The organism is Leptospira alstonii serovar Sichuan str. 79601 (genome assembly GCF_000347175.1).
In the GTDB taxonomy this organism is placed as follows: Bacteria; Spirochaetota; Leptospiria; order Leptospirales; family Leptospiraceae; genus Leptospira; species Leptospira alstonii.
In genome coordinates, this window is the sequence record NZ_ANIK01000015.1 from 1 (window position 1) to 21417 (window position 21417).

Sequence of the window (21417 nt, forward strand, 5' to 3'; positions counted from 1 at the left end):
GTAACTTTACGTTTCTTACGCCGTGAGCTTCACATTGAGCGCGTGGGATTCGAGCATGAATCAATGTCTGGAATTGCATCGTATCCAAATGGCGCCAGGTTCTTTTTTCTGTATGATCTTTCCGAGGACATTTTTTACCACAATCCGGACACTCTACAGCTTCCCGCTCATCGTATGAGACTTCGATATCTACTTTCTTTGCTGCGATATTTAATTCTACGGTTTCAACCGACCAAGGTGATGAGATTCCTAAAAGGAGAGAGTAATGTTTTTCTAAGTTTTCGTTTGCGTTCATTAGGAATATTATTCATTGGTTATGTTATGATTTTGCAATGACGAAATTTGCTCGAAACTCATCTGCAACCTCTTCTCACCGTCATTTATGAAGTAGTTTCTTCCCACGAAATTCTCCGAAGGGCCACAAAAGTTCAGTACGCATAAACACATTCAAAATAGAGAATATAGCCGTTTTACTACGCTTAACATTTGTGTACCGAAAGAAAATTTTCTAAAAAAATTCGAAAAGGGATTGTACTTTCTTTCCGATATTTGATTATGTCCCGTATTGTAAATTCGGTGGAGATTCGTTATGCCTGAGCAGCTACAGAAAATCTTAAACAACGTCCGGGAGTTTTTCACAACTCTGGATACGACTAAAAAACTAATCCTCGGCGGGATCGCGTTAACCGTTCTTGTCGCGATCGGGATCCTATCCACCGTTTCTCTGCAAAAGGATCGTGTGATTTTGTTTAAAGACTTAACCAACAAAGACTTTGCCGAAGTCACGAAAAAATTGGATTCACTCGGTTATCAGTACGGGAGTTCCGATACGAGTATAATCACCGTTAATCCGGAGCAAAGACAAGAGATCGTCACCAAACTCGCCCAGGAAAATTTAATTCCTTCGGGAGTTCAAGGATGGGAACTTTTTAACGTAGATAAGTTCACCGAAACCCAGTTCGACAAGGACATCAAAAAGTACAGAGCTCTCAAAGGCGCCATCGAACAATCGCTGATGACGCTTCGTTCCGTGGACAAGGCTTACGTAAACATCGCCTTTCCGGAAGACGAACTATTCACGTCCAACGCGTCTCCCGTTAAAGCGTCCGTCATTCTCCACTACATTCCTGGCGTAGAATCTCTTTCCAGAAAAGAAGTCAAAGGGATCGTGAACTTGGTTTCCAGAGCGGTTCCCAAGTTAAAACCGGAAAACGTAAGCGTCGCGGACGCGGACGGAAAGATCATCAGCGACTTCGAAGAAGATCTCGAAAAAGAAAGACTCGAACTCAGAATCGTTCAGGAAAAACTGAGAATCGGCGAAGAACAACGAATCCAAAGATTGATCGACATGAGAAACACACTTCGCTGGCTGCTCGGCGGAGAGGAAAGAGTCGATATTACACGTTTTGAATATAACTTAAATTGGGATAAGGAATCCTACAAGGACAACTCGGTTTCTCCGGTTGTCGCGATTCCAGATAACCCGAACACTCCTTACTCCGAATTGAAACTCGTGGACGGTTATTCTTTAAAGGTTTCCGAAAAAACGACCAATGAAAAATTCCAAGGAAGAGGATTCACCCCCGACGGTCCCGCCGGAACCGAGCCGAACATTCCTCCCGGATACAAGGATACGGACTATCAAAAATCGGAATATAGCAAATCCGAGAACATCAACAACTACGAATTCAACAGAAGAGTTTCCGAGGTTCAAAAACAACCTTGGAAAGTGGACAAGGTCAACCTCTCGGTTGTCATCGACGGAATGTGGGAAAAGAAAGAAAAGGAAGACGGAACCGGCTTCGATCGTAAGTATGTTCCGGTCTCCGAGGATGAACTCAGACAAATCCGCAAAAACCTAGAATCCGCTGTCGGGATCGACAAGGCCAGAGGCGATCAAATTTCAGTCATCACGATTCCCAAAGATAGATCGGCTCAGTTCGCGGCGGAAGATGAAGAACTCCGCAAACAAAAAGCGATCCGTCAGATGATCATCGCGTCTTTGATCATCGTTCTACTCTTGATCGTAAGCATCCTGGTTTACAGAGCGGTTAAAAAAGAAATCGCAAGAAGAAGAAGACTCAGAGAGGAAGAACTTGCAGCTCAACAACAAATGATGAGAGAAGCGGCGCTTCGAGTGATGGACGAAGGCGGAGCGGAAGTGGAACTTTCTCTCGACGAAAAATACAGAAGAGAACTTCTCGAAAACGCGATCAACCTCGCTCGGGAAAAACCGGAAGAAGTCGCACAACTTCTCCGCACATGGCTCTCTGAAGAGGAAGCGAGCTGATGAACTCCCTGTCTTCCAGACAAAACAGAGCGGGAAGTCTTCTCCGGATCTTGGGAGAACACCTCCCTCCGGAAGTCTACCGTCATCTGGGTCCGGAAACGACGGGGAAACTTCTCGAGACGTTTCACAAAACCGGAAAACCGGATTCCAAAGAAGAGAGAGAAGTTCTCTCTTCTTTTTTAAACTCTCTCTCCAAAATTCAAAAAGAAGAAAGTATTGATCCCGAAAGTTTAAATCTCATCCGAGAACTCGAGGCGCTACTCCGAGAAGAAAAGGAAGAAAGAGATCTTCTCCAAGAACTCAAACAAAAAAACGCGGTAGAAATTTCGAGAATCGTATCCGGTGAAAAACCGAGTATGATCGCGCTGGTTCTTTGTTTCGGAAATCCGGACGCCGCCGCCGCGGTGTTAAACGACTTTCCCGAAACGATCAAGGAAGAGATCCTGATCCAAATCCACGATTTGGACCTTTCCAGCGAATATGAGAAAAATCGTTTGGAAAGATTTTTGAAGTTCAAACTCGAGGCCTTAGCCCTTGAGGAAAAAAGTCTCCCGATCCACAATCCAAGAGGAAAAAAGGCCGCCGATCTTTTGGGGAGGTTAAGGCCCGGAGATTCGCAAAAAATCTTCGATCGAATCCGCGAGAAGCGGCCCGGTTTTGCCGAAAATATAATTGAACACTTCTTTCGGATGGAAGATCTGTTATTCTTAGAAAGAGAACCGTTGAATCGGTTCTTTATTTCCTTTCATCCGATCGTCCTCGCTTGCGCCTTGAAGGGCACGGAAACGGAAATTCAGACGCGGATTCTTGAAAAATTAGAGCCCGCTCTCTCCGCTTCGATTCGATTGGAATCCGATTCCATGGGTCCGATCAGTCTCGCAGAAATGGAGACGGCTCAAAACGGAATTTTAGAAAGACTCCGGAATGAGATCGAGGAAGGAAGTATCAAATTTTGGAGAGCGACTTAATCCATGGCCAAACTCGTCTTTAAACCGATCCAAATCGCGGACATCAAAGATCAGGTTGAATTAGCAATTCCTGATAAATATAAAAAATTTCACAGAGACGAGGACGCCGAAGAGTTCGAGGTAGATCAAGAAGGGAATATCATCGAACAGTATCAGGGACCTTCGATCGAAGAGATCGAAGCGGAACTGAGCCGTTATCGGGAAGAAAACGAGGAACAGGTTCGCAAACTTCTCGAAGAAGCGAGAAGAAAGGCGGAAGAGATCGAGGAAGAAGGACGTAAACGCGCCTTCCAGATGATCCAAGACTCCAAAGAAAAAGTAAAACTCGAAGAGGACACCGGCAAAGCAAAGGCGGAACAAATTCTCGACCGCGCAAAGATGGAAGTCGAGAGGATGATCAAAGAAGCCGAAATGAAGGTCGCGGAGATCGAACACGAGGCTTACCTAAAAGGTTATGACGCCGGAAGAGAAGTCGGTTTCAAAAAAGGTCAGGGAGAAGTAAGGCGACTCATCGACCGTTTGGGAACCATCGTCGGTAAGGCGATCGACATTCGAGAAGAAATCATCCAAGCATCCGAAAAACAAATGGTCGAGATGATTCTTATCATCGCGCGTAAGGTGATCAAAGACGAAATCATCGAAAGAAAGGAAATCGTTCTCAACAATATTAGAGAAGCCTTAAAAAGAATCAAAGACAGGGACCGCGTGGACATTCGGGTCAACTTCGCGGATCTCGAACTTACGACCGCACACAAGGACGAACTGATCAAACTCATGGAATCTCTTCGCAAGGTCAATATCTACGAAGATTCTCGTGTGGACCGGGGCGGGGTCATCATCGAAACGGACGTGGGTGCGATCGACGCAAGAATTTCCACTCAGCTCAAAGAAATCGAGGAAGCGATTCGGAATGCGGAGCCGATTTGATTCGATTCATCAGTGAATGACTGTTTGAACCCATACTCGTTGCGATGGAAAGTATTCTTAAAAGTAAGTAAAAAAGAGAATGCAGTTCGGATTCTTTCTAAGATGGAAGAGACTTTCGACCGTACGATTCTGACGTCCACTTGTGAAAAATACTGGAAAGACGAAACCCTCTATGAAGCGAACTTTAGAATTTCGTTGGATTCAAAAAATATAACAAATACAGTATTCCAGTCCTTGTTGCTTTCTCAAAAATTAGGTAGGAACTGGTGCGTTCTCGGCCCGATAGAAACACTTCCAAACAAATGGAGTTTTGAGGGAATTTGCAATCAACCGAACTTTTTAAGTCTGAATTGGGCACGTTTTGAAATCGAAAGCAAATGAAAAATAAAGGAGTTCCCACAGAATGAAAGCAGCTCAGATCTCATTCCAGACTTACCCTTTCTTGTGGGAGTTCCCACAAAATCCGCGACCACGACAGAATCTGCCTAGGAACTCCTTCAACCTCTCTTTCTCACGCGACATAATTCTTTTATTTTCGCATAGATACTTGACTTTCCCACAAATTCCAGCTACCAAGAAATAAGCTTCTATGATCGAAAAGAAATTTCACGAAAAAGTGGACGTAATGTCCAAATACTTCCTGATCATGGATCGCACCGAAACGATTCGAAAATCGGGAAAGGTTGTTCGAGTTTCGGGAAATGTCATCTATTCGGAAGGCCCGCCCGATTCTAAAATCGGAGAACTCATGGACGTTCAAAAGAGCGGGAAAGAAGGGTATCTCCAGTGCGAAATCGTGGGTTTTGAGGGCCACATTTACACTCTTATGCCCCTCGGTCCTGTGGAAGGAATTTATCCGGAAGCGTTCGTATTTTCCTCCGGAAGAAAACTCGCGATCCCCGTCGGAAAAGAACTCCTCGGAAGAGTTTTGAACGGAGTCGGAAGACCGATCGATAAAAAAGGCCATATCATCACCAAGGAAGAACGGCCTCCCGACGGCGACGTACCCAATCCTTTGGATCGACCCATCATTCGAGATATTCTTGCCACGGGTGTTCGAGCCATCGACGGAATTCTCACCGTAGGAAGAGGACAACGAGTCGGGATCTTTTCAGGTTCCGGAGTCGGTAAATCCAGCCTACTCGGAATGATCGCCCGTTATACCGACGCGGACGTAAACGTGATCGCTCTCGTCGGAGAGAGGGGTCGAGAAGTGAACGAGTTCATTGAAATCGATCTCGGGAAAGAAGGTCTTCAAAAATCGATCGTCCTTGCGGCAACATCGGACGCGCCTAAGATGGAACAGGTCAATTGCGCCCTACTCGCGACTTCCATCGCGGAATACTTTCGAGATCAAGGAAAACATGTAAACCTTATGATGGATTCTTTGACTCGTTTCGCTCAGGCGAACCGGGAAATCTCGGCGTCCAATCACGAACCTCCGATTACGAGAGGCTTTAGTTCATCAGTTTTTTCTAAATTAGCAAAACTTGTTGAACGTTCCGGAACGTCCAAATCCGGAGGAACGATCACCGGATTTTATACGGTCCTTACCGAAGCCGACGAAATGGAGGATCCGATCGCGGACGCGGTTCGAGGTTATATAGACGGACATATCATCTTAAGTAGAAAACTCGCGGAAAAAAATCATTATCCCGCGGTGGACATTCCCGCTTCCCTTTCCAGGGTGATGGCGAGGATCGCTCCCGAAGATCAGAATCTGAGGGCGGGTATGATTCGAGAACTCATCAGCGTTTATACTTCCGCGGAAGAATTGATCCGCTTGAGCGCGTACGTTTCCGGTTCCGACGAGAGAGTGGATCTCGCGATTCGTAAAAAAGATAAAATCGATCGTTATCTAAAACAAAAGATCCAGGAACGAAGCACTTATTCCCAGGCGTTACAAGGTCTGAAAGAAGTTCTCGACGACGAACAGGAAGAAGAGGAATTCTAATCCTTGAAACGTTTTCAATTCAGTCTGGAACCGGTTTTAAATCTTCGAAAGAAAAAAGAAGACGAAAAACTAAAAAGCTTCTCCCTCGTAGCGGGAGAAATCAATCAGATCCGCAATTCCATTCAAGAAAACGAAAGGCAAATTGAACTTCTCACCGGCGAGTCCGTCTCCCTTCACGGAGCTTCGTTGAGGGATTATCAACTTCACCAGGGTTATATCCGCTCTCTAATCACTCAAAACGAAAACCTCGAATCCGACATCGAAAATAGAAGACCGGAACTCGACGCTAAAAGGGCCGAGTTGATTTCGGCTCAGAAAGATCGTAAAATTTTGGAGATTCTCAAGGAGAATCAATTTAAGGCCTACAAAAAGTTATACTTTAAAAAAGAAAAGTTCGAACTCGAAGAACATTACAATCAGCTAAAGTCCATCCAATGGAGAGAAATTTATGAATCCTCTGAACCCGAACCGGCTCCTAGAATCTTTACTTACGACACAGGATCGAACGCCGAATCCACAAACGAAGACTCAGGAGCCTCAGAGATTAAAAAACTCTACGACCGATTCAAAAAATGAATCTCTATTTCAGAAGATCCTGAACGTTACCGCCGGAAATTCTTCTCAGGCGACCGATTCCATGCTTAATCTTCAGAAGAAAATCACCGATTTTCAAAAAAAGGCGGAACAATTGGAAAATAAAATCAACGAAAATCGAATCGATTTAAGGGCTTAAAAATGGCATCGTTAAGCGACAAGGCTAGAGCTACGTATCTCGTCTTTTTGATTCTATTTCTTTTGGCCATCGGTTTTTTCGTTTTTGATTACTTCCAAATCATCAACGCTTCCGAAATTTTTCCGTTTCTCCGAAAAGAACCCGCGCTCGTCAATCAAGACAACGAATCTCCGACCGCGCTCCAAAAACTGGAATTCTCCAAAGCGCAAGAAAGGTTTGCGGAAGAATTGGACGAACTTGAAAAAAGAAAAACGGAACTTCTCGCAGAAAAAGGAAAACTCGATTCCGAGATGGAAAAACTCGAGGAAATGCGTAACGGTCTCATCGCAAAAGAAAAGGAAATGAAATCGGCAGATTCTGAAAAGAACAGTCGTCAAAAACTCGTGAAAGTTCTCGCGGATAAGGTGGGAAATATGCCTCCCGAATCCTCGGTCGGAATGTTGATCAATTGGCCCGACGGAGACATCATCGACGTTTTTATTCAAATGGACAAGGACGCGGAAGAGGACGGAAGACCGACGATTACGACTTATCTCTTGACTCTTTTTCCCGCGGACAGACGCGCCATGATTACCAACAAATGGCTAAGCCGTTCCGGTGGAATCAAAACCCCCGGTATCCCCGACGACGCGATCGAAGCCAATCCATAATCCGGAGAAATCATGAATTTTAAAATAAGATCACTTTTTATTCTCTTCGCATTTTTACTGTTAGTTGATTCTTCCATCGCTACAAAAAAGAAAACGAATTCACCTCCTCCTAAAGTCAACGGTTATGAACTTGTTTCCAACCCTTCCGCGGCTTTCGGAAAGACGATCCAAATTGCGGGAACCGTTTCGGAGATTTTGTATAAAGGAAACTCGATTCGTTTTGTCGTCTATTTTTCCGGCAAACCGGTCGCCTTGGATTCGGATTCGCCTTCCTTAATCTCCAACGTCCAAGTCGGGAGTAGCGTTTCCGTCTGCGGGTTTTATCTCAAAGATCGGGAACTGAAAACCAACGGGGTCCCCACTACGATGCCTTTTATCCTAGTCGATTCTCCCGATTGTAGATAATCATAGAATCATTTCGCATATTGTGTATTAGGCGGAGCGGCTCGAATAATACTGGACAGATTAAACTGGTCAGATTTAGTTGAACCATGAAAATTAGTGCGACCGATTTCAAAACAAAATGTCTCAGTTTGATGGATCTTGTACAATCGAAACACACGGAAATAATAATTACAAAACACGGTAAGCCGATTGCAAAGTTAGTACCGACAGGAGACGACGGGATCAAAAGCCCGATCGGATATCTAAAAGGAAAAATCAAAACAGAAAGCGACATTGTTGAAAAATTAGGAGTAAGTTGGAACTTTGAAAAATAAATGATCTTACTCGATACTCACGCTTTCGTTTGGCTTATGGAAGGCGACGCCAAAATAACTAAAAATAAGAAACTCGTCGGTTTAATTGAAAAAAATATACCGACCCAAACCATTTTCGTATCGGAAATCTCCGCTTGGGAAATTGCGATGTTGGAATCGAAGGGAAGAATTAAACTCAATGAACCGATCGAAGATTGGTTGGAACAAGCCTTCAGCGCTCCCGGTATAAAAAGTATCAATTTAACACCTAAAATCATCGTTGATAGTGTAAATCTACCCGGAAAATTTCACGCCGATCCTTCCGATCGCTTAATAGTATCCACTTCGAGACTATTAGGCGCTGAATTAATTACTGCAGATAAGGAAATAATTCGATATAGTAAATCAGGATATCTTAAGGTATTCAGATTTGTGTGAGTTCCTATATTCAAATTTTTTAACGAAAAATTAACCTATAAAACGGATTTTGAATTCGAAACGATGATTTCTTCCAATTGTCGAAGCGCCTTCTCCAAATCGTCGTTTACGATCTTATAATCAAACTCGTCCTGACGTTTCAGTTCCAACTTACCGTTTCGGATTCTTTTCGAGATAGATTCTTCCGAGTCGGTTCCCCTTCCTCGAAGACGTCTTTCCCATTCAATTTCGTTAGGCGGAAGAATGAAAATCGTCACGATTTTTTCCGGAAGTTTCTCTTTGATGATCTTGGCTCCCTGAACGTCTATGTCCATAATCACCGAAGAACCTTTAGCGAAAGCTTCTTCGATAAATTTCAAAGGAGTACCGTAGTATTGGTCGTGAACCAAAGCCCATTCTAAGAACGCGGATTCCGAAATTCCCTTTTGAAACTTTTCCTTTGTCAAAAAGAAATACGTTATGCCCTCTTTATCTCCGGGACGAGGAGCGCGGGTCGTGCAAGAAACCGAAAAAAGAATCTCGGGATGTTTTTCCCTGAGTTTTTGAATGAGTGTGGACTTCCCTCCTCCCGCCACGGATGAGAGAACAAAAAGTTTGGGGGAGTTCAGTCTAAATCTTCCTCTTCGGAAGCGATTGAGTTATCGCTGGCTTCGATTCTTCTTGTAAGAGATTCCACTCTCAGATTGGAAAGAATGAGATGATTGCTGTCGGTAACGATGATTGAACGGGTTTTTTTTCCTTGAGTGGCGTCGATCAAACTGTTATTACTCTTCGCCTCGTTCCGAATTCGTTTAGCCGACGCCGAATCCGAGTGAATGATGCCGACGATCTTGGAGACGAGAACGATATTCCCGAATCCCACGTTGAGTATTCTAAACTGCGACATCAGAACCTCCTATTTCTGTCCAACCTAAACCTTTCGATGATATCCACTTCTCCGAGCGCAAGGTCCAAAACTTCCGAAATTTCTTCATGAGTATATTTTCTTTTTAAAAGGAAAACAACTTTCTCGATTTTTGTGGAATCTTCCCCGATTTCGAGTAACGCAGCCTCTGCGGAAATGCGGGTCGAATCCGGTTTGGGAGGAACGTAGCCGGTCACGTTTTCCCGGAGAATTTTCGTAAAATCCCCTTCGGTCGATTTGAGATTGTCCTTGAAGGTCGATGTTGCACTTAACGCGGAATCCAAAACCGGCGCAAACGGATCCTCGTCCAAGGAAATATCCAAGGTGGAATTTCGAGTTCCCGGAAAAAAATCGTTCACAGCCGAAACCTCTTCTTCGCGGATCGTTTTGATTTCCTGGATTCCGAAAAATTTACGGACCCCCCTACCGATCGTTTCCAGAACGAGATTGGAAGTCGAACCTTGGGGCTCGGATTTGTTTTGGGACCCGGAATCTTTAGTCGAAGTCGCGGACCTACTTTGCGGTTTTTGAATATAAGAATTGAGTGTTGTATTTTTTCGAGCTACTAAAACGGAGTCGATGCGCGATTTAGACGTAATCCCCTCTTCTCCGACGAGATCCAGATTCTCTTTATAAATATGTCCGATCCCTTGTTGAACGGAACCGGGAACCTTAGCCGCGTTGATATTTCTGAGAGTCGGTTTTTCTCCACCCGCAACGCTCGCATTTTTTAAAGTCGGCCTTTCCCCTTCCTCAAAATCGGCGGCCCCCCGATCGGAAAGATTCGTAAATTCCCTTTGGATCTGAATCTTATTTAAGATATCCGGAGTCGTAGCCTGTTCGATTCTTTTGACGAGTTCTTCCGCCTTGGAAGTTATCTCTTTGAACGTAAGAATTCTGGAACCCATCAGATCGACCTGTCTGAGCGACTCCGTTTCCAACTCGTCCACGAAGTCCCGAATTTCCTCGTTGATCCGTTTGAGCATATGGGTACGAATCCTTTCGGTAACTTTCGAAGTGATCGTATAATATAAAACTACGGAAACGACCGCGTTGATCGCTAAAACTGCAAATAACTCCATACCCTTTTCTCCCGGTACCGTCTCCAACAACATTCCTTCGGAAAAAAGTTTAAGCGAAAAATTCGATTTTACCTCGATTGGTCGGCGCGTTAGACACCTTTTGACCGTCGGCGGAATAAGTATCGGTCCTACCGTCCGAAGCCGGTTTGTATGTTTTTAACCGATCCTTAATCTGATCTATTTTTTGATTTCGTGCCGAAGCCATTCTTTCCCTGGATTCCGGAGAAAGGGAAAAAACGTCGGTATACAACTCGACGGCGTATTTGCGCGTATCGTTATATTCTTTGACCATCCGAGCGGTTTCGGAGATCATATGAGGCATGGTGAAAGGATTTTCCACCTGTTGCTTCCGGATCATGTCCGGAGCCTGACCATAACCTAAAAAAGTATCGCTCAGCCTCATCCTATGGTTTAATTACCACGGTTTCGTTTTTTTCTCCAGTCTTTTTTGTCCGGCTCCGGATCCTCGTAAGGCACTTGGCGAATCATGCCGTTCTCTTCCACAAAAGTTTTGTTCTTAATCTCGTTTCTCGTTTTGAAATCCGAGTTTCGAATTTTCATCGTTACGCCGCCGTAGAGAACTTTTTCGATACTGATCTTACCGTGGGAAGATTTCTCTTCCATGTAGTTTTTGAGATTGTTAATTTCCGTTTCAAATTCTCGAATCCGAGACTCGAGCTTGTCCACGGCCTTTTGCATTTTGCCGAGTTGATTCTCATGATCTTCCGTAAAAGACGCCGGATCGGATTCTTTTCTGGCCTGGAGGGTTTTGAGACTTTTAAAAACCTGTTCGTGTTTGGACTGGCTCTCGTGCATCTTCGCTTCGTAGTCGGCGATCTGTTTGAGAATCTTCGGATCGATTCCGACCACCAGTTCTGTCGCGGGGTTTGCGGAAGAGCCGATACTTCTCGCGCCGATCAGTTCGGAAGCGCGAACGGTCCCGCCCACGATCTGACCGCGTTTTCCGTTACAGAGAATTTTTCCGCCCGCACTCACGAAGGAATGTAAAATTCCCTCTTGAACCAGAACGTCCTTCTCCGTGATCACGGTCGCGCTCTGGATGAACTTTGCGATCACGTTTCCTCCGGTGGATTCAATATGTGCTTCTTCGCGACCGGAAATTCCCTGGCGGATGATGATGTCTCCGTCCGCTTCGACTCTCGCCTTCTGAACCGTTCCGTAGATTTCTATATTGCCCGCGGCCTTAACGGAATAATTATCTTCCACGTTACCCGTAATCACGATCGAACCGAGGAAGGTAACGTTACCGGTTTTGATACCGACGTCTCCGTTAACTCTGTAAACGGTTTCCACCGAAAGTCTTCCGGTCGCAAAAACGACCTGACCGTTCACTTCCGCCGTCAGTTTGCTTCTATCTTCGGAAAGAATGGTTCCCTTACCCTGTTTGAGATCGGTATCCGTTCCGTCCTTTGCGGGAAGAAGTTCGCTAAAAAGAGTACGCCCGTATTTTCCTTTTTCGGCGGGAATTTTTTCAGCGAGCAACTGACCGACGACTACGTTTTCGATCAGATCCAAATCTTTGAAGTCCACTCTTCCCGTTTCGTCCTCTCGGAAAGAAACGTTTTTGGAGGTTCGAACGTGATAGATGATCTGAGCGTTTTTACCGTTGATCGGATAATCTCCTTCCGCGGCGATAAAGGGTTGATTGAAAAATTCCTCTTCGAGTTTTCTTTGAATCTCTTCTTCTTTAAACCCGTATTTGACACCGGCGTTTTTAAGATGATTGACGATATCCCGAACTTCAAAGTCTCTTCCGCCCGGCCTAGGAGGAAGAATGGTGACTTTCGCTTTCATCTTATCCGAAGAAATATCCAAAAGGAGTTTCGCCTCCATACCCGATTTCGGTTTTTGTTCCGAGATCAGAACCGGTTCTCCCTTTGCATCCTTCACGATTTTGCGAACAAGTTTGTTGTCTTCGCCGGAAACTCCTTTTAACGCGAGTTTTTTAGAGATCTCGTCCATATCCACGGAATGACCTTCACCTAACGGCGCAAAGACGGTCAGGTAAACTCCGTTTCGAAGAATTTGAACCAGAGCTTTTCCGTTTTTGTCCTTCGGTTGAATGAATTCTTTGAGATCCTTGGATACGAGTTTGCCGGAACCGCCGGTGAGTTTTTGATCGAGTTCGGTGAGTTCGTCTAGGAAATTGTCTTCGGGAAGAATCGAAACCCGAATATGCCAGGGTTCGTGCCCGAAAAGTTTTTTCTTTCCGCGTTTTAGGACGACGTAGTCGAGTTCGTGGATTTGTTTTTTAAGATGTTTCGAGGCGAGACGGAGAGAATTTTCCAAAGTATCTCCGTAAACTTCCACCTGCTCTTTCTGGACTCGATCCAGTTCCCGGCCTTGGTCTTGTAAGAATGGTATTAGAGAACCCATATATTCTCCGTCCTAGTAGTAAATCGAAGATTACTTGCGAGAAATGACGGACTTTACTTTACCGAGTTTACTTCTCAGTCTGGAAACGGCTCTCGTGTGGAGTTGCGAAATTCTGGATTCCGTAACTTCCAATACCTCGCCGATTTCCTTTAAAGTTAGATCTTCATAATAATATAATACGATTACTTTCTTTTCCTTTTCCGGAAGGGTTTTGATCGCTTCCACGATCACGTTTTTAATCTCTTCCTTTTCGATGATCGTGTCTGGATTCATGTTCATCGGAGATTCGAGGGTTTCCATAAAGGAAACTTCGTCGTTCTCGTCTCCGAGAAACCAAATGTCGTTTAAGGAAACGAGAGAGGTTCCGCTGATCTTCGTAAGAAGAGAATTGTACTCTTCCATGGAAATTCCCAATTCTTTTGCGATCGCGTCGTCGTCGACCTGCTGGCCTTCTTTGTTCTCCAGCATTCCGATAATCTGTTCGAGTTGTTTTGCTTTTTGACGGATGGATCTCGGAATCCAATCGATGGAACGAAGTTCGTCGAAGATACTTCCTCGGATTCGAGTCATCGCATACGTTTTGAATTTGATCAGTCTGTCCGGATCGAATTTTTCAATCGCGTCTAAGAGCCCGAAAACTCCGTAGGATACGAGATCGTCAAATTCCACATTCTGCGGCATTCCGATTGCGATTCTACCGGCTACGTGTTTGACTAAAGGAGAGTATTTCTCCACGAGGTAGGCTCGGATGTCCTGATCTTTGGTATCCCGATAGGATTTCCATAGTTCCGTCTCATCCTGCTGGTTATATTTCTCATATTTTTTGGACATAAGCTCGGATCTGGAAGACCTTCATTCTAAAGTGTCGAGCTTCTCAGAAAATTGCAATAGCATTTTTTAAGCCAAAAACGGGGAAATCAAGCAGTTTTTTGTCTCATTCACTTTCTATAACCGAATGGAACGAATTTAGAAAGAAACAATTACTTCTCAGCCATGTCGTCTCGAGCCAACATCGTACGAATCGCTTCCGCCATGAGCTTCGGTTCGTTTTTGATCGCTATATTTTCGACCATAATATGATCCCCGAAGTTTCCGCTTTTCTGACGTTTAGGAGTCGCCGACGCAAAAACTTCCTTGTTGGAAGAAGAGCCGCCGCTCAATTCTTCTTCGTTTGTCTGACTTGTATAATCGAATCCTCCTCCACGGGAACTTTCCGAATCGGAAGCGGTCGGAACAAAATCTCCCCCGAGATTGGAAAGAAAATCCAAAAACTCGGGTACTTTCATTTCCAAAATCGCGTGAACTCCGAATCCGAGAACGGCAAAAGCAACCACGGAAAGGACGGTTATGAAAAGGATGTGTCCGAAGGAATTTCCGATAAGAAATCCGCAGAGCGGACTTACGATCATTGCAAAGACGGAAAAAACGCCTATAAAAAGAATCTGAGGGTTCAAGGACTATTCTTCGTCGCTATTATCGAATTCTTTATTTCGGACGTCCATAAAATTGAAAAACTTTTTGAAGAACCCCCCGATACCGGCGTCCTCCAAGGGTTCTATTTCCTGATTTAAGAGGGAATAAGTTATGCGATTGAGACACGCCGCCGCCTTACTTTTAGGCGAATTGATGATATACGGTTTTTGTTCCCGAATACTCTTTTCCACCTCTTCATCCTGAAAGATAAATCCGAGATTTTCGACCTTCACTTCCAAAAATTGTCCGCTGATGTCGATGACTCGGTCCGCGACTTTTTTTCCTTCGATCGCGCTTCTGACTCGGTTTACCACCATCTTGAGATTTTTGTCTCTGCTCTGGGATACGATGGCTTTGATCAGTCCGTAAGAATCGGTGATCGCCGTAGGTTCGGGCGTCGTAATCACGATCACGTCGTCCGCTGGAAGGGTTAAACCGATGACGTTGGAACTGATTCCGGCGCCGGTATCGATAATCATAATATCATAATTGTCTAATTCGGAAAAACCTTTGATCAGTGAGTTTCTCTGCGTGTCGTTTAAGTTGGCCAGTTGGGAATATCCGGAGGCTCCCGCAATGATATCCACTCCTTCCGGAGTTTGGATGACGATATCTTTTAGGCTTTTGTGTCCTTTGACAACGTGATAAAGATTGTATTTGGGAATGATCCCGAGGATTACGTTTACGTTGGCGAGTCCCAAGTCCCCGTCGAACACTAGGACTTTCTGCCCGGCCCTTGCCATGGAGATTGCGAGATTTACCGAGATCGTACTTTTCCCGACTCCTCCCTTCCCGGATGCGATCGCTATGATCTTAGTCGTGGGTTTTCTGGATGACAGAACTTTTAGACTCGTGTTCCCTTCGGTGAGTTTCCGTAAATGAGCCGCCTGGTCCATTCTTTACCTCTTCGAAAGCCGATCGAATCAGTCACCCGCGACGGTGAAAACTTCTCCTCTCAGCTCAGCAATTTTCTCCGGAGTTACCACACATTCAGCCATCAGGTTTTTATCCGCAGGAAGAATATCAAAAGGAACCTCCTGCCCCACGCTGAAATAAGTGAAACTCTTAGAGTATGTATCGGCCAGTTCGAGAAAACCACCTAAAAAATCCGCCTCATCCAATTTTGTGAGAAGAATTCTTCGGTAGTTTAGGGACTCATAGGCTTTCAATACCGTACTCGTATGATGGTAGGAAGAAGTCGCGGAAAGGACAAGAAGATTTTCCACAGAGTCTTTTTCCCCGAAACAGGAAAGCAATGAGTTCATCCTTTCGAGCTGTTCGAGGTTTCTATGACTGTAACCGGCTGTGTCGATCAGGATCAATTCGGAACCGTCCCGGGCCAGGGTTTCCTTGAATTTTTTTATGTCTTTAACCGGATAAAACGGCATTCCCATTGTGTCCGCGTAACGTTTGAGTTGTTCGATCGCGGCGATTCTATAGTTGTCCGTCGTATAAAGCGACACGGATCTACCCCGATGCAGAAAGTATTTTGCCGCGAGTTTGGCGACGCTCGTCGTTTTACCCGAGCCCGTAGGTCCGACCAGGAACACTACTTTTCTCTGATTCTTTCCGGTTCCCCGAAATAGGTCCGAGTCGACGCTGACCCTTTCTTTGAACATTTCAATCGCCCTTTCGGAAACCGCGTGGTTACGCCCTTGATCGATCGGAGAAAGCCTTTCTTCGATCTTGGAGAGAATCTCTTCCACATAACCTTGACTCATTCCCTCCCGAACCCATTTTTCCCCCAATCTCGTCAAGGGAGAATCCTTTCTCCCTCGAACGGGAAACGTTTCTTTTCGGCTCGGAGAATTTCTGTCAAAAAGTTCTTTCTCAAAGGAAAGACCGACTCTTTCGGGTTCCGTCGTGATCTCTTCCAATTCCCAAGAATCTTCAACGGTTGCGGTCGCGGTTTCCTTTTCTTCCAAAGTTCTGGAAAGAGGTTTTAAGGTATGAAGAGTTTTCTTTCTTTCCGGAGCCGCATACGACTTTTGTTTCAACAGGTCCTTTAAGTCCTGAAGTTTGCGTTCTATCTTTTCGCGGGAAGCCTGCTTTTCCGGAATTCCGATCTGAATTTCGATCATCTTCTTTGCGAGAAGTCCCGTTCCCATCACTCCGCCTTCTGTAATCACAGTTTGGGAAATCACGGTCGCTTCCGGTCCGTATTTCATTTTCATTTCCATCAAACAGTCTTGGTAACTTTTACCGCGAATTTTAGCGAATTCCATATTCAGCTCCCTGACCTTTCGCTTTAGAAAGATCGAATATTCTAATCATTTCATGTTTCTTCCCCGACTCCCGCCGTCGCGGTTTGTGTCTGAGGAAGTTTGAGTTCGGCTTCGATGACCGAATCCACGGAAGAATGAATCTCCTCGTAGGCGAGAACTCCGAAGTTGCGGGGAGGAAATTCCTTTGCGAGCAAATACGAGAACGGCAGACGCACTTCCCGGTTCACGACAAAGATAGGAAACTTTCCTTCGGTTCTAAAATTTCGATAGAGTTCGGCCACTCCGTCGATCAACCTTCTGTAAAAATCGGGGGCCAGAGAAAGAACGTCCCTGTTTTCGATTCTATCCTGTGTGATCGACTTGTTAAGTCGGTCTAGGATTCTACTTTCCAGCGTGATCACTCTCAGTTTGCCGTCCATGGAAAGATAATCCTTTACCACGGTTCTCGAAATCGACTGGCGCACAAGTTCGGTGAGTATGTACGGATTTTGATACTTAGACAAATTGTTCGCGATCGATTCCAAAATCGGAACGAGGTTTCGGATTCCAAGTCCTTCCCGCAAAAGATTTTGTAATACTTGTTGAATGATTCCCAGGTTGCCGGGTTTGTCCGCGTCCAACTCGCTGACAAGAGTCGGATAAGTCGCCTTGTAGTGATCCAGAAGTTTTTTGACTTCTTCTCTTCCGAGCAGGGTGGAAGCGTGTGTCGCAAGAAGTTCCTTCAAGTGAGTGACCACGACCGTGGAAGCGTCGACCACCGTGTAACCTTTCGCTTCCGCTTCGGACTTGTCTTCGGAAGAAATCCACTTCGCCTTTTGTCCAAAGGACGGTTCTAAGAAATCCTCTCCTTGAATCGACTCCGCGGCGCCTGGGCTCGTATTGAGAGCCATGAGTTTGTCCGGTTTTACCGTGGAAGTTCCCACTTCGGTTCCGTTGATTTTGATCGAATACGTATCCGGATTTAAATCAAGATTGTCTAATATTCTCACGGGAGGAATGACAACTCCGTTGTCTTGAGCGAACTTCTTTCTGAGATTGCTGATCTGATCCAGAAGCGCCCCGCCCTGGGAAGCGTCGACGAGCGGTATCAAATGATAACCGACTTCGATCTCGATCGGATCGGTTCTGAGTTCCTCGTAAAAATCCTTCGGTTTGCGATCCTGACCGGACTCTTTTTCCTTTTTCTCGATCGACTCGAGTTGTTCCTTGACCGTTTGTTCGAGCGAATAACCCAAGTAGGCGATTCCCGCGGAAAGAATCACGAGAGGAATGAAAGGAAGTCCCGGTATAAACGCGGAAAATCCCAAACTTCCCCCGACCACGTACAGAACTTTGGAATTGCTGAAGAGCTGGCTCTTAAACTGAGTCGCCAGATCGGACTCGGAGCCGGAACGGGTTACGATGATACCGGTCGCAACCGTCGTCAGAAGCGCGGGAATCTGAGATACAAGCCCGTCCCCGATCGTGAACTTTCCGTAGGTTTCGATCGCCTGCGTGAAGGATTCTCCCCGAATCGATGCGCCGATAATCACTCCACCTAACAGGTTGATGGCGGTGATGATGAGGCCCGCTCGTACGTCCCCTTGAACGAACTTACTCGCTCCATCCATGGAACCGTAGAAGTCCACTTCGGCTTCGATTTTCTTTCTTCTTTTTTTGGCTTCTTCCTCGTTGATGTTTCCGGAAGAAAGTTCCATATCGATCGCCATCTGTTTTCCGGGCAAGGCGTCCAACGTAAATCGAGCCGCAACTTCCGAGATCCTTGTCGCACCCTTTGTGATCACGAGAATCTGAACGAGTACTAAGATGATGAAGATGATAAATCCCACCACGTATTTGGAAAGTCCGGATTCGCTTCCGATGATAAACGAACCGAAGGCGTCGATGACGTGACTGTTCATCGCCGGTCCCTTGGAAAGAATCTGTCTCGTCGTCGAAACGTTGAGCGCAAGTCGATACAACGTGGTGATGAGCAAAAGACTCGGAAAAATCGAAAAGTCCGCGGGCTCGTTGACGGAAAGGGACGTCAAAAGCACCAGAAGTCCTATCGCCAAACTGACAATAATCAAAATATCTAATATAAATCCCGGAAGAGGAATGACGAGCATAGCGACGATCGCCACGGCTCCGATTCCTAAAATAATATCGGACTGATTCCACCACTTTTTTTCCATAGTTTCCTCTTACACGGCTCTCCGGAAAGATTCCAAACGAGAGAGAATAGCGGCGATAGCGCGATAGAATTGTTGCGGAACCTCCGCGCCGAGTTCCACTTCCTCATAAAGTCCTCTCGCCTGAAGACGATCCTCTATGGTCGGAACTCCGTTTTCCCTCGCGATTCGAATGATAAGAAGCGCGAAGTCGTCCACACCCTTTGCGATTACGATCGGAGCCTTGTGAATTCCCGGTTTATATTCCAGCGCTACGGCGAAGTGAGTCGGATTCGTGATGACCACGTCCGCTTCGGGAACTTTCGCGAGCATCTTTCGTTTATTCATCATGTCCCGAGCGAGTTGTCTCCTTCTGGCTTGGAGAGAACGGTCCCCGTCGGATTCTTTCGCTTCCCGCTTTGCCTCGGATGGAGTCATCTTCAAGGATTCTTCGTATTCGTATCTTTGATATAAGTAGTCCACCACGCTGATCGCGAGTAGAATGATTCCGACCACGAGAAAGATTTTGAAGGAACTGCTCATCACGAGAGCCACCGCTTGTTCGAGTCCCATTTCTCCCGAAAGAAGAATCGGGAAAAAATCCTTACTGATGATGATGTAAGAAACCCACGCGATGAGCCCGACCTTTGCGAGCGACTTTCCCAAGTTAAAGAGCGTCTGACGTGTCGGAAGGACTTTTTTAAAGTTGGGTCTGATTCTGCTGAAGTTAAAACTCAGCGCTCTCGGTGTGAAAATAAATCCCACTTGTGCGACGTTTCCGATGACCGCGCCTACGAGCGTAATTCCGAGTAAGGGCCACAGAAGTGTGAAAAGATCGGCGGACGCGTTCTTCAAAAGTTCGGTGACCGATTCGGAACTGATATCCGTTCTAAGCCCGACCCCGTGTATGTACTTGCGGAGAATGTAAAACGTTCTCATGAAAAAATATTCGCCCATGAGATACACGAGGATCACCCCGGCGAGTAAAACGACCGCCGCCGGAAGCTCGGGAGATTTGGGAACGTTTCCTTTTTCTCGTTCCTCTCTTCTTCTTCGTTCGGACCCGGGTTCGGTTCTACCCTCGTCTTCGGCGGCGAAGAGCTGGAGATCGATTTTGAAGTCGGCCGGGTTCGCGCTCGTCAAACAAGGATTTGTGGGAGTTCCTACAAAATCGGTAAGAGAGAATTTTGCTTGAGAGAATATTGTTTTTATGATAAAGAAAAATTTCCCGATTCTTCCCTGCAACACGACCCATAGGAAGTGTTGCATTGAGTTACCCTTTCCCCAATATTTATTGAGCGACCCATAGGAAGCGAAATAGCCAAGGAGCAGCAGAGCATTACCGAGCGACCCGTAGGAAGAGAGGTTGAGTTTACGAGTGGCTCCCAACTTAGTTGGGAAAAAGAACGATCCAGAAAACTCAGCGAATCGCTCTCTACGGATCGCTCCGCAGCAGGACGGGGCAATCTTCGTTTTACAGAAGACGTAGGAAGTACTACATCTTTCAACAAAGTACTCTCTACAACTCAGCGGCTCACTTCCTACGGGTCGTTCGCCGGGTCCGGGGAGTTTACTAAAAAATTTCCCGGAGAGGGGGTAGCAAAAGACGCGTAGCACGACTTTAAAAAACGCGGCTTTTGCGAGGGGGACTCTTCCCCCTAAAATGTGGAAACTCCCACGAAGTTTGCGATCTGTGGGAACTACCGCATCGAATTGATCATGAAACGATTTTCGACCTCTCATTGTTTCGGCCACTCCTGAAGCATGAGATTGACTTTGTCAAAGGACAAATCAAAGGCCGTCCCCATCTGAGAAACCAGATAAGGAGTGATAAAAATCATCACGATCAAACCGATCGTAACCTTGATCGGAAAGGAAAGCTGCAAGACATTGAGCTGCGGAGCCGCCTTACCCATCAAGGCCTCGGAAACGGTAACAAGCAAAATGATACCGAGAACCGGAAGAGACAACTTAAACGCGACGAGAAACATCGCTCCGACCGCGTCTTCCATCGCCTTGTAAATTCCGTTTTGAATCTCGGGAGCAAATTTCAAAACCTGAATCTTTTCAAATGAATACGCGAGACTCTCGAACATGATTCGATAAGCGCCTAACGTTAAAAATAAAAGCATCCCAAGCAGGTTCTTTAAGGTGCTGATCACAGGCAAACTGGTCTGAGTCACGGGATCGAGAATCTCCGCGTAACCGAATCCCAATTGAACGTTAAAAAATTCCCCCGCCATCTGAAAGGCGGCAAAGATCAAACTGATCAAAAAGCCGAGTAACATTCCGATCAAGGCCTCGGCGATAACCACAAGTCCGTAGTTTCCCATATCTCCGGGAACCGGAGGTAAAAAACCGGCGGTCACCGGAAATAAAATCACGGAAACTAAAAAAGAAAAAATCATCTTCTGAGGAACGCTGATGGAAGGATAGGAGAATACGGGCGCGACGGACAACAACCCCATCAATCTAGAAAGGATCAGCAGAAACGTCTGAAAATGATTGATAAAGTATTCCATAATATT

Annotated in this window: 23 protein-coding genes; 10 read left to right on the forward strand and 13 right to left on the reverse strand. The window is 45.7% G+C overall.

The window, feature by feature from the left end:
• Positions 1 to 295: transposase family protein (locus LEP1GSC194_RS03325; RefSeq protein ID WP_036041249.1), on the reverse strand; the 295-nt coding region annotated here is incomplete at its 3' end.
• A gap of 294 nt (positions 296 to 589) precedes the next feature.
• On the opposite strand from LEP1GSC194_RS03325, the gene fliF reads away from it, so the two are divergent.
• From fliF to LEP1GSC194_RS03375, 10 genes are all read left to right on the forward strand, one after another.
• Complete coding sequence (gene fliF / locus LEP1GSC194_RS03330; protein ID WP_020772332.1) at positions 590 to 2290, forward strand: flagellar basal-body MS-ring/collar protein FliF; 1701 nt, start codon at positions 590 to 592, stop codon at positions 2288 to 2290.
• Positions 2290 to 3258 (forward strand): FliG C-terminal domain-containing protein, encoded by a 969-nt coding sequence (locus LEP1GSC194_RS03335; RefSeq protein WP_017808373.1) that lies wholly within the window; start codon positions 2290 to 2292, stop codon positions 3256 to 3258. The genes fliF and LEP1GSC194_RS03335 overlap by 1 nt, the downstream gene beginning before the upstream one ends.
• 3 nt (positions 3259 to 3261) lie before the next feature.
• On the forward strand, positions 3262 to 4185 hold the full coding sequence (gene fliH / locus LEP1GSC194_RS03340; RefSeq protein WP_020772318.1) for a flagellar assembly protein FliH: 924 nt from the start codon (positions 3262 to 3264) through the stop codon (positions 4183 to 4185).
• A gap of 24 nt (positions 4186 to 4209) precedes the next feature.
• Positions 4210 to 4566: a hypothetical protein gene (locus LEP1GSC194_RS22525; protein WP_081605026.1), complete on the forward strand. Its 357-nt coding sequence runs from the start codon at positions 4210 to 4212 to the stop codon at positions 4564 to 4566.
• A 208-nt stretch (positions 4567 to 4774) separates the two neighbouring features.
• Positions 4775 to 6139: a flagellar protein export ATPase FliI gene (gene fliI, locus LEP1GSC194_RS03350; RefSeq protein WP_020772309.1), complete on the forward strand. Its 1365-nt coding sequence runs from the start codon at positions 4775 to 4777 to the stop codon at positions 6137 to 6139.
• A gap of 3 nt (positions 6140 to 6142) precedes the next feature.
• Positions 6143 to 6715 (forward strand): flagellar export protein FliJ, encoded by a 573-nt coding sequence (gene fliJ / locus LEP1GSC194_RS03355; protein WP_020772336.1) that lies wholly within the window; start codon positions 6143 to 6145, stop codon positions 6713 to 6715.
• 159 nt (positions 6716 to 6874) lie between these two features.
• On the forward strand, positions 6875 to 7522 hold the full coding sequence (locus tag LEP1GSC194_RS03360; RefSeq protein WP_020772333.1) for a periplasmic-type flagellar collar protein FlbB: 648 nt from the start codon (positions 6875 to 6877) through the stop codon (positions 7520 to 7522).
• Between the two features lie 12 nt (positions 7523 to 7534).
• A complete protein-coding gene (locus LEP1GSC194_RS03365; RefSeq protein ID WP_020772331.1) occupies positions 7535 to 7927 on the forward strand; it encodes a TOBE domain-containing protein in 393 nt (130 codons plus the stop codon).
• Positions 7928 to 8013: 86 nt separating this feature from the next.
• Positions 8014 to 8241: a type II toxin-antitoxin system Phd/YefM family antitoxin gene (locus LEP1GSC194_RS03370; protein WP_020772319.1), complete on the forward strand. Its 228-nt coding sequence runs from the start codon at positions 8014 to 8016 to the stop codon at positions 8239 to 8241.
• The gene (locus LEP1GSC194_RS03375; protein WP_020772325.1) at positions 8242 to 8658 is read left to right on the forward strand and encodes a type II toxin-antitoxin system VapC family toxin; all 417 of its coding nucleotides are present in this window, start codon (positions 8242 to 8244) and stop codon (positions 8656 to 8658) included.
• Between the two features lie 35 nt (positions 8659 to 8693).
• On the opposite strand, the gene LEP1GSC194_RS03380 is transcribed toward LEP1GSC194_RS03375, so the two are convergent.
• The 12 genes from LEP1GSC194_RS03380 to fliR form a co-directional block, all read right to left on the reverse strand.
• Positions 8694 to 9266: a guanylate kinase gene (locus LEP1GSC194_RS03380; protein WP_081605027.1), complete on the reverse strand. Its 573-nt coding sequence runs from the start codon at positions 9264 to 9266 to the stop codon at positions 8694 to 8696.
• The gene (locus LEP1GSC194_RS03385) at positions 9263 to 9544 is read right to left on the reverse strand and encodes an extracellular matrix/biofilm biosynthesis regulator RemA family protein (protein WP_020772308.1); all 282 of its coding nucleotides are present in this window, start codon (positions 9542 to 9544) and stop codon (positions 9263 to 9265) included. Before LEP1GSC194_RS03385 ends, LEP1GSC194_RS03380 begins: the two co-directional genes overlap by 4 nt.
• Positions 9544 to 10644, reverse strand: coding sequence for a hypothetical protein (locus LEP1GSC194_RS03390; protein ID WP_020772337.1), 1101 nt, complete (start codon positions 10642 to 10644; stop codon positions 9544 to 9546). Before LEP1GSC194_RS03390 ends, LEP1GSC194_RS03385 begins: the two co-directional genes overlap by 1 nt.
• 49 nt (positions 10645 to 10693) lie before the next feature.
• Positions 10694 to 11047 (reverse strand): hypothetical protein, encoded by a 354-nt coding sequence (locus LEP1GSC194_RS03395; RefSeq protein WP_036041253.1) that lies wholly within the window; start codon positions 11045 to 11047, stop codon positions 10694 to 10696.
• A gap of 8 nt (positions 11048 to 11055) precedes the next feature.
• Positions 11056 to 13041, reverse strand: a complete 1986-nt coding sequence (locus LEP1GSC194_RS03400) for a FapA family protein (RefSeq protein WP_020772316.1) — start codon at positions 13039 to 13041, stop codon at positions 11056 to 11058.
• Positions 13042 to 13071: 30 nt separating this feature from the next.
• A complete protein-coding gene (gene whiG / locus LEP1GSC194_RS03405; RefSeq protein ID WP_017810315.1) occupies positions 13072 to 13872 on the reverse strand; it encodes an RNA polymerase sigma factor WhiG in 801 nt (266 codons plus the stop codon).
• 149 nt (positions 13873 to 14021) lie between these two features.
• On the reverse strand, positions 14022 to 14495 hold the full coding sequence (locus tag LEP1GSC194_RS03410; RefSeq protein ID WP_017810314.1) for a hypothetical protein: 474 nt from the start codon (positions 14493 to 14495) through the stop codon (positions 14022 to 14024).
• A gap of 3 nt (positions 14496 to 14498) precedes the next feature.
• Positions 14499 to 15410 carry a MinD/ParA family protein gene (locus LEP1GSC194_RS03415; protein WP_017810313.1) on the reverse strand — a complete coding sequence of 304 codons (912 nt, stop codon included), beginning with the start codon at positions 15408 to 15410 and terminating at the stop codon, positions 14499 to 14501.
• A gap of 27 nt (positions 15411 to 15437) precedes the next feature.
• The gene (gene flhF, locus LEP1GSC194_RS03420; protein WP_020772311.1) at positions 15438 to 16739 is read right to left on the reverse strand and encodes a flagellar biosynthesis protein FlhF; all 1302 of its coding nucleotides are present in this window, start codon (positions 16737 to 16739) and stop codon (positions 15438 to 15440) included.
• 50 nt (positions 16740 to 16789) lie between these two features.
• Positions 16790 to 18913: a flagellar biosynthesis protein FlhA gene (gene flhA / locus LEP1GSC194_RS03425; protein ID WP_017810169.1), complete on the reverse strand. Its 2124-nt coding sequence runs from the start codon at positions 18911 to 18913 to the stop codon at positions 16790 to 16792.
• A gap of 9 nt (positions 18914 to 18922) precedes the next feature.
• Positions 18923 to 20554: an EscU/YscU/HrcU family type III secretion system export apparatus switch protein gene (locus tag LEP1GSC194_RS03430; protein ID WP_408605325.1), complete on the reverse strand. Its 1632-nt coding sequence runs from the start codon at positions 20552 to 20554 to the stop codon at positions 18923 to 18925.
• A gap of 74 nt (positions 20555 to 20628) precedes the next feature.
• Positions 20629 to 21411 carry a flagellar biosynthetic protein FliR gene (gene fliR, locus LEP1GSC194_RS03435; protein ID WP_020772312.1) on the reverse strand — a complete coding sequence of 261 codons (783 nt, stop codon included), beginning with the start codon at positions 21409 to 21411 and terminating at the stop codon, positions 20629 to 20631.
• Positions 21412 to 21417: the final 6 nt, after the last annotated feature.

Bases quoted from the DNA above. Each gene is read 5' to 3' on its own strand.
- fliR (WP_020772312.1), bottom strand. From the start codon at position 21,411: ATGGAATACTTTATCAATCATTTTCAGACGTTTCTGCTGATCCTTTCT.
- LEP1GSC194_RS03390 (WP_020772337.1), bottom strand. From the start codon at position 10,644: ATGGAGTTATTTGCAGTTTTAGCGATCAACGCGGTCGTTTCCGTAGTT.
- flhF (WP_020772311.1), bottom strand. From the start codon at position 16,739: ATGGAATTCGCTAAAATTCGCGGTAAAAGTTACCAAGACTGTTTGATG.
- LEP1GSC194_RS03365 (WP_020772331.1), top strand. From the start codon at position 7,535: ATGAATTTTAAAATAAGATCACTTTTTATTCTCTTCGCATTTTTACTG.
- fliF (WP_020772332.1), top strand. From the start codon at position 590: ATGCCTGAGCAGCTACAGAAAATCTTAAACAACGTCCGGGAGTTTTTC.
- LEP1GSC194_RS03385 (WP_020772308.1), bottom strand. From the start codon at position 9,544: ATGTCGCAGTTTAGAATACTCAACGTGGGATTCGGGAATATCGTTCTC.
- LEP1GSC194_RS03360 (WP_020772333.1), top strand. From the start codon at position 6,875: ATGGCATCGTTAAGCGACAAGGCTAGAGCTACGTATCTCGTCTTTTTG.
- LEP1GSC194_RS03400 (WP_020772316.1), bottom strand. From the start codon at position 13,041: ATGGGTTCTCTAATACCATTCTTACAAGACCAAGGCCGGGAACTGGAT.
- LEP1GSC194_RS03370 (WP_020772319.1), top strand. From the start codon at position 8,014: ATGAAAATTAGTGCGACCGATTTCAAAACAAAATGTCTCAGTTTGATG.
- flhA (WP_017810169.1), bottom strand. From the start codon at position 18,913: ATGGAAAAAAAGTGGTGGAATCAGTCCGATATTATTTTAGGAATCGGA.
- fliI (WP_020772309.1), top strand. From the start codon at position 4,775: ATGATCGAAAAGAAATTTCACGAAAAAGTGGACGTAATGTCCAAATAC.
- fliH (WP_020772318.1), top strand. From the start codon at position 3,262: ATGGCCAAACTCGTCTTTAAACCGATCCAAATCGCGGACATCAAAGAT.
- LEP1GSC194_RS03375 (WP_020772325.1), top strand. From the start codon at position 8,242: ATGATCTTACTCGATACTCACGCTTTCGTTTGGCTTATGGAAGGCGAC.
- LEP1GSC194_RS03335 (WP_017808373.1), top strand. From the start codon at position 2,290: ATGAACTCCCTGTCTTCCAGACAAAACAGAGCGGGAAGTCTTCTCCGG.
- LEP1GSC194_RS03395 (WP_036041253.1), bottom strand. From the start codon at position 11,047: ATGAGGCTGAGCGATACTTTTTTAGGTTATGGTCAGGCTCCGGACATG.
- whiG (WP_017810315.1), bottom strand. From the start codon at position 13,872: ATGTCCAAAAAATATGAGAAATATAACCAGCAGGATGAGACGGAACTA.
- LEP1GSC194_RS03415 (WP_017810313.1), bottom strand. From the start codon at position 15,410: ATGGACCAGGCGGCTCATTTACGGAAACTCACCGAAGGGAACACGAGT.